Source organism: Longimonas sp. (assembly GCF_046498435.1).
GTDB lineage: Bacteria > Bacteroidota > Rhodothermia > Rhodothermales > Salinibacteraceae > Longimonas.
Window position 1 is genome coordinate 1 of the sequence record NZ_JAWOAR010000300.1, and the last position, 10,844, is coordinate 10,844.

Here is a 10,844-nt window from a genome sequence, read left to right on the forward strand (position 1 = left end):
CCGGGACGGGAAAGCTATCAATAATCGAAACCTGTCGGTCGCAACAGATCAGACGTTGAAGCAGCGCCTGAAGCCGTTCTTTGATCGTCCAGAGGTTCGCCGATTGCCGGGCAAAGGTCGTCCGGTGGATCTGGCCCATCGCCGGAAACAAGTCCAGGTGATGACGCCGGATGTAGCGGTAGATGCCGCTATCGGTGTCATAGCCCAAAAACTCGCCCACGAGTTCGCAGGTCACGACGACGCTGTCCGGAACGGTTGGGCGGGGGCCGCGCTTGCGGAGACGCTCTCCGCCAAGAACAGCTTGCATAAAGTCATCGGTCACACAGAACACCGTAGTGATAAAATCGTCCAGGGTCATAGGGCAGAGTATTGGGCATGGCTCATGTGCTGGCGGTCACCAACACAGAGTCGCCTGGTGCTCTGCCTGTTCCTTGCCAAAAAAACCCGCACATGCCGTTGAGTAAGTCGAATGCATCGCCATGAAGAAGGAACTGACCGTACAGGTGGATGCAGAGGTTATCGAACAGGCCACCGCACATGCCGAGGCACGCGGAGTATCGATTGATGAGTTGGTTAGCCGTTACCTGGCTACGCTGGCGCCTGACGAACCCGACACGAAGTCCAATGACAAACTCCCCCCGATTACGCGCCGCCTTGCCGAATGCCTAAAAGACACCAATGCCGAGCGGTTCACCGGACACCCCGACAAGGAAGGTCGCGTCGACGCGGATCTGAAAGAGGAGTACTACCGCTACCTTGAAAAGAAGCACCGATGATGACGGTCCTATTCGACACCAACGTAGTGCTGGATGTGCTCATAGCTCGTGATCCGTATGCACAGGACGCAACAGCCCTCTTTGATCATGTTGAGCAAGGCCAGATACAGGGGCTCATAACGAGCACAACGGTTACAACCATCTACTATGTTGGGCGCAAAGCTATAGGCGAACGCCCCATTCGCGCACGGATTCAGGATCTCCTGCACGTATTCGCGACCGTGCCTGTCCACGCCTCAGCGCTACAGTCAGCCCTGAACATAGACTTTCGCGACTTCGAGGATGCGGTGCTGCACGAAGCGGCACGGCAGGCAGATGCAGACGGTATTGTGACGCGCAATGCACGCGACTTTACCGCGGCAACGCTTGATATTTAGGTAGTGGATAGAAGGTTAGTGATTGTTGAAGGCCTCATCCGCCGGTCATCCTGACGCCCGACGACGGTCGGGGGGAAGGATCTCAACGCCAACCTCGCACGCTCGGCACTGCACCTCGCATCGGAGCACTGCATCGCGCGCCCCCGAAGCAGAAGCAGGTGCTCCGTCCGCATGACCTGAGATGCTTCACTGCGTTCAGCATGACAATAGCAACTACACCGGCCTCTCCCGTATGCACCGTATCACTTCACGTCTGACTACTACCAATATTTACACCCCGGCTGCGCTGCTCAAGGCCGTACAAGGTTTGTGAAACAGCAAGATGCGTACGGAGGACCGTTCGCACCGGTGGTGGTTGGGTTAGACCTGACAGGTCCTTGGAGACCTGTCAGGTCTTTAAAGTAGGCGTCATCCAGTTCACGGCATATCGATGAACAGCGGCGCTTCGGGACCGAGGGGGATGCCGAAGAAGATCCAGATGGCCAGCACCAGCGTGCTCACTATGCCGAAGACAATCGAGTACGGCAGCATGACGGCGATGATGCTCCCGATGCCCGCGTTTTTATCGTAGCGCTGCGCAAACACAATGATCAGCGGGAAGTACGGAAGCAGCGGCGTCAGGATGTTGGTGAACGAATCACCCACGCGATAGGCCGCCTGCGTCAGCTCGGGCGAGTAGCCCATGAGCATGAGCATCGGCACGAACGTGGGCCCCATGATCGCCCACTTGGCCGAGGCACTCCCCACAAACAGGTTGATAAAGGCGGATACAAGGATAAACACAATAATCAGCGGGATGCCACTGAGTCCGATGCTGGACTCCAGCGTTTCCAGCACCCCAGCCCCGGTGATGGCTACAACCATGTCAAGATTCGACCAGCCAAACATTGCCACGAAGTGTGCCGCGGCAAATGCGAGCACGATGTAGACGCCCAGATCCGACATCGTCTCCGACATCATATCCGTCACATCTTTGTCTTTGGTGATTTTCTCGGTCACGATGCCATACACGAGCCCAGGGACAAAGAACACAACCACCATGAGGCCGACGATGGCTTCGTACGCAGGCTCAAAGCCGCCCTCGGGGCCGCGCAGTGCACCGTTTTCCGGAATCACCAGGAGCGAGGCGCCAACGATAACGGCGAGCATAGACAGCGCGCCCCAGCGTAGGCCTTTCTTTTCAAGCGCGGGCGCCTTCTCCGACGTGTCCATACCGTCCTCAAGATCCTCGGGCGGCTCATACTCACCCAGGTAGGGCTCCACCACGTAATCGGTAACGATCCAGCCGGCGATGACGAATACGGGTACCAGCGCGACGATAAAATAGTAGTTAGCGAGAGCGGTCACCGCGTAGTCGGGCTCCATGATCTGCGCAGCGGGCTCGGTAAACGAAGCCAGTAGCACGTCGAGGGCCGAGGGCAGTACATTGGCACTAAACCCGGCAGAGACGCCCGCAAAGGCAGCAGCAAGTCCGGCCAGCGGGTGTCGCCCTGCTCCGTAGAAGAGCAACGCGCCCAACGGAATGACGACAACGTAGCCTGCGTCCACGGCCATGTTCGACATGATGCCTGTGAATACGATGGCCATGGTAAGCAGCGCGTTCGGCACTGCGCGCATGAACGACCCCAGGGCGGCCCCGATGAACCCGGACTTGTCGGCCACACCAATACCGAGCATCACAACGAGCACGAGACCCAGCGGCGGGAAATCGGCAAACGTGTCGGCCATGTCGGTAAAGAGCCGCTGGATGTTTTCGCCCGAGAAGAGGCTTTCAACCGCGATCATCTCTCCCGTACGGGGATGCTCAACGCTCACGCCAAACGCACTCACGACGAGCGAGATAAGCATCGTAAGCCCAATGAAAATAAAGAACAGCGTGACAGGTTCGGGGAGCGCGTTGCCTGTGCGCTCGACCATAGAGAGGAGCCGGCCCGACAGGCTCTGGGGAGATTCTTGCGCATTCGCATCGACATCGGCAGAGGAGGCATCGTCAGCCATGTGAGGGCATAGAGGTCTGGTTTAAGAAAACACGAGGCCGCACGCACATGCTTTGCGGCTATGGCTCTGCAACCTACAAATGAAACGGGATAATTACACATGGCTCGTTGCCGCACGCAAGCCACTGCGCTTTCCACCCCCAAACGCAAAAAGCGCTACCACAAAATTATGGTAGCGCTCCGCGTACTTGAGCATTGCGCAACGCGTGCGATGCCTGCTCTCCGATAGTTGTTACGGTTCAAAGACGCGACGCCTACAACCGGTCTCCGAAAAGAGTGTTTAAAAGAGGGCCCGCAGCTCCTCAAATTTATCACGTTCAAACGAGAGGCTGTACTTTTCGGGCTCTTCTTCGTTGCCTACAGCCGTCAGCGGCTCAATGTCCGACTCGTGCACTTTTGTGATGAACTTTTGCGGGTCGCACCCAAGCTCTGCCGCAAAATCCGCCGCCGTGGCTGCATAGATACCGCCGTAGGTCTTGATATCGCCCGACGAGAAGTTATCTTCGCCTTTTGGTTTAAAGCTTACGCCCCGCATGTGTGCTATTGCTATAATGAACGCATAGTTACGTAGCATGGCACTCCATGGCGGCTTGAGAGTTTCTATATTATATGCAATGTTGCAGGTCACACACGTTTAACACAGGCGGATATGAAGGCAGTTTGCATCGCTGCAACTGTTCCGCCGTTTCACCGGTTGATGGGCATAAGCAGTCTTTATACCTTCCTTTTGGCTTTCCTTACGGCATATCAAGACCAATGGCATCTTCCAAACAACCGACCTCTGACATGGTGACAAGCATTGCGGCTCAGCTCATGATCTTGTATGATCATGCGATGACGGAAAAAAATACGGAAGCGGCGCAGGCCTATGCCCTTGCGCTGAACTTGCTTCGGCGCGAGACAAAGGGCATCAAAATCTCGTTTGATGGCCCGCCCCCTACGCTGCGTCGCATCCCGCAGGCGTACTTCCCGGAAGACCTTGTTGACCGCTTGCCCCCAAAGCATCGTCCGGAGCAAACGGAGTAGCATACGTTTTTGGGGTACTGTTAAACCGCAAGTGATACTTCCAATCAGTCATCCCGGCATCGCTTCTCTGGAGCGCACCGGGTGTACGTCATCAATCGGCGTTTAGCCTCGTGTGGGGATGAGGGGATGATGGATGGTGGCAAGGACGTGCGTTCTCCTCTTTCACCCGTTCCTTCTTTCATACCCCCCAACGGTGCATGCGGGGTTGGTATCATTTAATGACCACCACTACCTGACACGCAAACGCCCCGACCTGCACCATGCAGATCGGGGCGTTTTGGTGTGTGCTGGGGGGAAGCCGGTATCTTTTTATGTGTGGCGTTGGACGTCAGCCCCCAGCCGCTTTCAGGTCCATCAGGATTCTGGTTTCTGAAGTGCCGTGACAAAGAGCATTCCCTGCGGATTCATTACACGCAGCCGGAAGCTCGTGCCGGGCTCAATGCTGTCGTACACTTCGGCAAACGCCTCGATCGACGGTGTAGGCTCGCCTGCGGCCTGCACAATAAGCTGACGCGGCTGCAAGCCGGAGTCGCGCACGGCGGAATTGCGCACATCGACGTCCTGAATGAGCACAGCTCCGTCTATGTCGAGGCCAAGCTGGTTCAGGTCGCGCTCCGAAACATCGGTAAGCGCAATGCCGAGTTCATTGCGAATGTCCTCGGCAGTAGAGGAAAGGTCGGGGTCTTCGTCCGACGAGCTCTCATCGGAGGCAGTGGAATCCTCGTCTTCGAAACCGCCCAGTTCAACCTCCATCGTCATGGTTTCGCCATTCCGGTTGATGGTGAGCTCCACCACATCGCCCGGCTGCTTTGCGCCAATGATGTTACTGATCTGAAGGGAATCATCCAGCTCTTCCCCATCGATTGCGGTGATGAGATCGCCCGACTCCAGGCCCGCTTCATCCGCGGCGGTGCCGTCCTGCACATTGCTAATCTGCGCGGTACCACGTGGCAGATCCTCGTTACGAATAAGAGACTGCGTAGCGGCTGTGTACTGCACTCCCAGACGCGCGCGCTGCACACTCCCAGTTTCGATGAGCTGATCAGTAACACGCTCTACGGTGTTTGCAGGGATGGCAAACCCAACGCCCTGAAACTGCCCCGTGCGCGATGCAATCGCGGTGTTAATACCAACCAGCCGCCCATCCAGGCCGACCAGCGGTCCTCCCGAGTTCCCAGGATTGATGGAGGCATCGGTCTGGATAAAGTTCTGCACGCCATAGTCTTGCTGCCCTGAGGGCTGTAAGCGGCCTTTGGCGCTCACGATCCCTGCGGTTACTGAGTTGCTAAGGCGTTCATCCAGCGGTGATCCGAATGCCATCACCCACTGGCCCGGACGAACTGATTCCGCATCCCCAAAGCTAACGACCCGTAGGTCCTCGGCATCGATCTTGATGACGGCCAGGTCGCTGAACGAATCGGTTCCGACAACCTCAGCATCATACATCTCCCCGTCGTGCATACGTACACGAAGGTTGTCTGCCCCTTCAACGACATGGTTGTTGGTGATGATATGACCGTCAGCGCGTACGACGACGCCCGAGCCAAGCCCCTGGCGCACGTTTCCACCCTGACCGCCCCCACCGGGAGGACGCTCGAAGAAGTCTTCGAACGGCGTGCCTTCGAACGGGCTACGGCGCTCTTGCACCGTTTCGGCCCGAATCTGGACGACCGCCGGAGTCACTGACTCAGCGACTTCCATGAAGGCATCTTCCAGGGATACAGCCCGCTGGAAGCCTTCGTTGTCGGTTGCACTAATGGCAGTGGTGCCTCCCGGCCCCGAAGCGCGGCTCTCGGTGCCCACCGAGTCGCCCCATCCAAAGAGATTGGCTCCAGCCGTCGTAAAGAGAATCCCTGCAATGAACGAAGCAGCCAGTAAGATGGCCACCGATGCTTTTCCTTTCACACTCATGAACGAACGTCGGAAAGATGAGCAGATTGTGATTGTGACGACTACTAAAATTTCGGAGAGCCGTCTTGGTTGTCTCGAAAGCGTCTCTCTCAAAATCAACGTACGAAGCCGCTGTTTCGTATACAGCTGGGTCACCGCACAATCGTTTGGGGGTTCTTACGTTTACCCGTCCACCTGTGCGAATCATAGCGGCCGCCCACCAATTTGGGGCGAAGTTGGCATTACTCGCCCGGCACGCCCGGTTCGGTCATGGCGCGCACATCGAGGTACTCGTCGAGCTCCTCGTCGGTGAGCAGATCCATCTCACGCACGACTTGGCGCACCGTTTTGCCTTCTTTGACGGCGGTTTTGGCCACGGTTGAGGCTTTGTCGTAGCCGATGGCGCTGTTGAGCGCGGTAGCGATGGAGGGATTCAGTTCCAGCAGCTCTATGCAGCGCTCGCGGTTGGCTTCAATGCCCTCGATGCACTTCTCGGTAAAGGCCGTCACACTGCCGGTAAGGATTGAGATGCTTTCGAGCATGGCGTGGGCCATCACCGGCATCATCACGTTGAGCTCGAAATTACCATGCTGCCCACCTACGGTGATCGTGGTGTGATTCCCCATCACACGGGCCGCCACCATCATCACCTGCTCGCTCTGCACCGGGTTTACCTTGCCGGGCATAATGGAGGAGCCGGGCTGTATCGTGGGCAGCGTGATCTCGCCAATCCCGCTTGTGGGACCGCTCGACAGCAGCCGCAGGTCGTTTGCAATTTTGAGCAGCGCGGTGGCAGTCGTATTCAGCGCGCTGTGCGCCTGCACATACGCATCCTTGCCTGCTTGCTCGGCAAAATGATTGCTCGTCTCCTCAAACGGCACGCCCGCCAGTCCGCTGATGTGCTTGATGGCGCGCTCGGGGAACTCTGTATGCCGGTTGAGCCCGGTGCCTGTGGCGGTGCCGCCCAGAGCCACCTCCGTAAGCTCGTCTGCACCGTGCTGGATGCGCGCAATGCATCTTTGCACCTGAGCCGCGTATCCCCCAAACTCCTGACCCAGGCGGATGGGCGTGGCATCCATCAGATGGGTGCGTCCGCTTTTCATGACGTCGTCGAACGCCTCGGCTTTTTCGACGAGGGCCGTGTGCAGCGCCTCCATTGCCGGGACCAAGCTGTTCAGCATTGCCGTGCGGGCGGCCACGTGCATGGTCGTGGGAATGACGTCGTTCGACGACTGCGACATGTTTACGTCGTCGTTGGGATGCACAGCCTTGCTCCCGCGCTCCGCGCCCAGCATCTCCGACGCCTGGTTCGCAATCACCTCGTTGGCGTTCATGTTGGTCGAAGTGCCGCTGCCCGTCTGGAAGATGTCCAGCACGAACTCGTCGTCGAGCAAGCCCGAAATGACGTCGTGTCCGGCCTGCTCAATGGCAGCAGCCTTGTCGTCGTCGAGCAGCTCCAGTTCGTTGTTGGCGCGGGCGGCAGCCACCTTTACGATGCCCAGTGCGCGAATAAACGCTCGCGGAAAGCGCAGGTCGCTCACCGGAAAGTTGTCGAGCGCACGCTGCGTCTGAGCGCCATACAGCGCCGACGTGGGCACATCGATGGGACCCAGCGAGTCGCGTTCAGTCCGGAAATCATCAGACATAGAGTCATTAGCCATAGCAGGTGCAGGAAACGAGGAAAGAGGGTTGCGAATGTGTGTTTGAAGATAGCCGACAGCCGTTGCCATCGCCCACACTCAAAGAACAAGATTTAGTCATTTATACAGCATGGGCCGCGCCTCCCCAAGATGTTGCTGATACACAAGCAGTAACCATTGGGGTTTGTGTTGCGCGTTACATCTGCATCCGTTACGTTGCGGTGCCTCTTGTTATCGATTTGTTATCGCTTGCCAGCCCCGCCGTTCTATGACCACCCTCACCGACGTTGCCGCAATGCACGAGTGGGCCGATGCCCAGCACCAGCGCGGCGCCACGATAGCGCTGGTCCCTACCATGGGCGCGCTGCACAGCGGTCATCTGGCCCTCGTTGAGGAAGCGAAGCGCCAGGCGGATGCAGTGGTCACCTCCATTTTCGTGAATCCCACCCAGTTTGCGCCCGACGAGGACTACGATGCCTACCCGCGGACCCTCGACACCGACCGCGAGATACTCGCCGAGCGAGATGTGGATGCGGTCTTTGCCCCGACAGTGGAGGCGATGTATCCGTTTGGGGCCTCGACCACTGAGGAGCCTTACATTTCGATGGATGTGCACACGCTGAACGATCACCTCTGCGGTGCACATCGTCCCGGCCACTTTGAGGGCGTCGTTACCGTCGTCACGAAGCTGCTCAACGCCTGCAAGCCCGATGTGGCGGTGTTTGGGCAGAAGGATGCGCAGCAACTCGTTATCCTGAAGCACCTGGCGCAGTCCCTCTTGTTCGACGTGGAGATTGTGGGCGTGCCCACCGTGCGCGAAGACGACGGCCTGGCCTGCTCTTCGCGCAATGCCTACCTGAGCGACGAAGAGCGCGCCGAAGCCCCGCAGGTGTATGCCGCCATTCAGGCCGGTGAGCAGGCCATTGCGAGCGGGGAACAGCATGCCGAAGCGGTGGTTCGAGCGATGCAAAAACCACTCGGCCAGGCGGAGCATGCCCGCGTCCAGTACGCCTCGGTGGTCGACGCATCGTCGCTCCAGCCCATAACCCACCTGCATCCGGGCGACGACGTGCTCATCGCTGTCGCTGTCTTTTTTGGCGATACGCGTCTCATCGACAATGCATTTGTGCACGTGCCATCGTCCGACTGACCGCATCCATCTGCCAGGATCCGTCCTCGTTTTACGCTGACCGACCCGCGCCCTCTGTATGACCGTCACGATGTTCAAGTCGAAACTGCACCGGCTCCGCGTTACCGAAGCCGACCTCTACTACGAAGGGTCGATTACGATCGACCAGGAGCTGCTGGATGTGGCGGGAATCTTGCCACATGAAAAGGTGCAGGTGGTCAACGTGAACAACGGTGCGCGCCTCGAAACCTACACCATTGCCGACGAGCCGGGCTCGCGCACGGTGTGTCTGAACGGTCCCGCAGCGCGTCTTGCCGCAAAGGGCGACCAGGTGATCGTGATTGCGTACGCCGAAATGACGCCGGAAGAAGCCAAGGCTCACACACCCAACATCGTTCTCGTCGGCGAAAATAACGACCCGAAAGAGCAGATCGAAGCCGAAGAGCCGGGCACCGTGCGCGACGAGACCGTCCGCGATGACATCTTGATTGCGTAATCGCTTATGTCTCGCCCCCATTTCGGGCCCTCTTTTTCGAATGGCGCTGTCTTCACGTATCCCTGAAGGCTGCGCCTTCGTGCATTTTTCGGTGGATCGTGCGGCAGCACATCGCTACGTTGGAGGTGCATTCGCTGAAACCGCTTCCAACCCCCGCATCCCCCTATGTCTTTTTCCAACACCGCTGTGGTAGGCGCTGGCACCATGGGCAACGGCATCGCCCATGTTCTTGCCCTGAACGGCTACACTGTTACGCTCATCGACGTAAACGAGGCGGCGCTCAAGCAGGGCACTGAGACCATCGCATCGAACTTGCAGCGCCAGGTTAACAAAGAGCGCATTACAGACGAGGAACGCACGGCTACGCTCGACCGCATCCGCACGCACACCGATTTGGCTAAGGCGGTGTCGGATGTTGAGCTCGTCATTGAGGCCGTAAGCGAAACGACCGAGGTGAAGGGCCCAATCTTTGAAACGCTGGATGAGGCCGCTCCCGACGATGCTATTCTCGCTTCCAACACCTCCTCGATTTCGATTACGTGGCTGGCGGCACAGACAACCCGCCCCGAGCAGGGCACGCTAACGAGGGCCACACCGCGTTCATGATGCTCGAGCGTTTGCGTGCTGCAACTGAGCGCAACGTGCCCTTTGCAGACGCCCTCGAGGACGTACGACATCATACGGCCTTTACTACGCACACACCCGTGCCGGCGGGGCACGATGTATTTTCGTTCAACCTGATGGACGAACATATGTCCGGCTTCTGGACATCTCCCGGAGTCTCGCGTGAAGAATTCATCGAGTTGGGTCGCCCTGTTTCCGGCAGGGACGAATTCAACATGACCGTGCTGGCAATGCGGACATCAGAGACACGCAACGCGGTAAGTGCTATTCATGGCGAGGTTTCGCGGTCGATGTGGCAGTCACTATGGCCCGAGAGCCCGGTGGAAAAAGTCCCTATCATCCACGTGACCAACGGTGTTCATGTTCCCACGTGGCTTGCGGCGGAGATCGCTGAACTCTATGACAAGTATCTCGCCCCCGACTGGCTCGCAAGGCACGATAACCCGCTCATCTGGGAACGCGTTGATCGCATACCTGACGAAGAGTTGTGGCGAGTGCGGCGCAGACTCAAGCACCGCCTGATCACGGCGATGACACTTCTTGCCCAGGGGTGCTGGGCGACTGGCAGATGCTCAGGCGAACAGGCAATCGCAATGGGCGGCCTATTCGAACGCGATGCGTTGACAATCGGATTTGTGCGACGCTTCACAGAGTACAAGCGTCCGGCTCTTCTGTTCTATGATGTTGAGAGGCTCAAGAAAATTCTTCGGAACGAATGGCGGCCGGTACAATTCGTGTTCGCAGGGAAATCCCACCCCGCGGATGACGCATCGAAGCGCCTTCTGCAGAAGACATTTCAGACCGCGCTCGATCATGAGTTCCACGGACGAATCGCGTTTGTCGAAGACTATGACATGCATCTGGCACGCCTTCTTACACGGGGAGTCGA

11 protein-coding genes and 1 pseudogene are annotated in these 10,844 nt (G+C 58.0%); 7 read left to right on the forward strand and 5 right to left on the reverse strand.

The window, feature by feature from the left end; genetic code table 11:
• Positions 1–358 (reverse strand): annotated as a pseudogene (locus tag R6U20_RS11585) (IS982 family transposase); the annotation flags it as partial.
• A gap of 121 nt (positions 359–479) precedes the next feature.
• Between R6U20_RS11585 and R6U20_RS11590 the strand changes: the two are divergent.
• The gene (locus R6U20_RS11590) at positions 480–776 is read left to right on the forward strand and encodes a DUF6364 family protein (RefSeq protein WP_410338015.1); all 297 of its coding nucleotides are present in this window, start codon (positions 480–482) and stop codon (positions 774–776) included.
• On the forward strand, positions 773–1,153 hold the full coding sequence (locus tag R6U20_RS11595; RefSeq protein ID WP_410338016.1) for a PIN domain-containing protein: 381 nt from the start codon (positions 773–775) through the stop codon (positions 1,151–1,153). Before R6U20_RS11590 ends, R6U20_RS11595 begins: the two co-directional genes overlap by 4 nt.
• 417 nt (positions 1,154–1,570) lie before the next feature.
• Here the strand turns inward: R6U20_RS11595 and R6U20_RS11600 are convergent, their stop codons facing one another.
• Positions 1,571–3,151 carry an AbgT family transporter gene (locus R6U20_RS11600; protein ID WP_410338017.1) on the reverse strand — a complete coding sequence of 527 codons (1,581 nt, stop codon included), beginning with the start codon at positions 3,149–3,151 and terminating at the stop codon, positions 1,571–1,573.
• Between the two features lie 279 nt (positions 3,152–3,430).
• Positions 3,431–3,724 (reverse strand): hypothetical protein, encoded by a 294-nt coding sequence (locus R6U20_RS11605; RefSeq protein ID WP_410338018.1) that lies wholly within the window; start codon positions 3,722–3,724, stop codon positions 3,431–3,433.
• Positions 3,725–3,906: 182 nt separating this feature from the next.
• Here R6U20_RS11605 and R6U20_RS11610 point away from each other — a divergent pair, with 182 nt between their 5' ends.
• On the forward strand, positions 3,907–4,176 hold the full coding sequence (locus R6U20_RS11610) for a hypothetical protein (RefSeq protein ID WP_410338019.1): 270 nt from the start codon (positions 3,907–3,909) through the stop codon (positions 4,174–4,176).
• 354 nt (positions 4,177–4,530) lie between these two features.
• On the opposite strand, the gene R6U20_RS11615 is transcribed toward R6U20_RS11610, so the two are convergent.
• Entirely contained in the window at positions 4,531–6,087 is a 1,557-nt protein-coding gene (locus R6U20_RS11615; protein ID WP_410338020.1) for a trypsin-like peptidase domain-containing protein, read from the reverse strand.
• 221 nt (positions 6,088–6,308) lie between these two features.
• Complete coding sequence (locus tag R6U20_RS11620; protein ID WP_410338025.1) at positions 6,309–7,712, reverse strand: class II fumarate hydratase; 1,404 nt, start codon at positions 7,710–7,712, stop codon at positions 6,309–6,311.
• 262 nt (positions 7,713–7,974) lie between these two features.
• Here R6U20_RS11620 and panC point away from each other — a divergent pair, with 262 nt between their 5' ends.
• The 4 genes from panC to glgP form a co-directional block, all read left to right on the forward strand.
• Positions 7,975–8,856, forward strand: a complete 882-nt coding sequence (gene panC, locus R6U20_RS11625) for a pantoate--beta-alanine ligase (RefSeq protein ID WP_410338021.1) — start codon at positions 7,975–7,977, stop codon at positions 8,854–8,856.
• A gap of 58 nt (positions 8,857–8,914) precedes the next feature.
• Positions 8,915–9,331 (forward strand): aspartate 1-decarboxylase, encoded by a 417-nt coding sequence (gene panD, locus R6U20_RS11630; protein ID WP_410338022.1) that lies wholly within the window; start codon positions 8,915–8,917, stop codon positions 9,329–9,331.
• 165 nt (positions 9,332–9,496) lie between these two features.
• Positions 9,497–9,937, forward strand: a complete 441-nt coding sequence (locus R6U20_RS11635; protein WP_410338023.1) for a 3-hydroxyacyl-CoA dehydrogenase family protein — start codon at positions 9,497–9,499, stop codon at positions 9,935–9,937.
• A partial coding sequence (gene glgP / locus R6U20_RS11640) for an alpha-glucan family phosphorylase (protein ID WP_410338024.1) occupies positions 9,934–10,844 on the forward strand: 911 nt, incomplete at its 3' end. The genes R6U20_RS11635 and glgP, both read left to right, overlap by 4 nt.

Bases quoted from the DNA above. Each gene is read 5' to 3' on its own strand.
- R6U20_RS11590 (WP_410338015.1), top strand. From the start codon at position 480: ATGAAGAAGGAACTGACCGTACAGGTGGATGCAGAGGTTATCGAACAG.
- R6U20_RS11595 (WP_410338016.1), top strand. From the start codon at position 773: ATGATGACGGTCCTATTCGACACCAACGTAGTGCTGGATGTGCTCATA.
- R6U20_RS11600 (WP_410338017.1), bottom strand. From the start codon at position 3,151: ATGGCTGACGATGCCTCCTCTGCCGATGTCGATGCGAATGCGCAAGAA.
- R6U20_RS11605 (WP_410338018.1), bottom strand. From the start codon at position 3,724: ATGCTACGTAACTATGCGTTCATTATAGCAATAGCACACATGCGGGGC.
- R6U20_RS11610 (WP_410338019.1), top strand. From the start codon at position 3,907: ATGGCATCTTCCAAACAACCGACCTCTGACATGGTGACAAGCATTGCG.
- R6U20_RS11615 (WP_410338020.1), bottom strand. From the start codon at position 6,087: ATGAGTGTGAAAGGAAAAGCATCGGTGGCCATCTTACTGGCTGCTTCG.
- R6U20_RS11620 (WP_410338025.1), bottom strand. From the start codon at position 7,712: ATGTCTGATGATTTCCGGACTGAACGCGACTCGCTGGGTCCCATCGAT.
- panC (WP_410338021.1), top strand. From the start codon at position 7,975: ATGACCACCCTCACCGACGTTGCCGCAATGCACGAGTGGGCCGATGCC.
- panD (WP_410338022.1), top strand. From the start codon at position 8,915: ATGACCGTCACGATGTTCAAGTCGAAACTGCACCGGCTCCGCGTTACC.
- R6U20_RS11635 (WP_410338023.1), top strand. From the start codon at position 9,497: ATGTCTTTTTCCAACACCGCTGTGGTAGGCGCTGGCACCATGGGCAAC.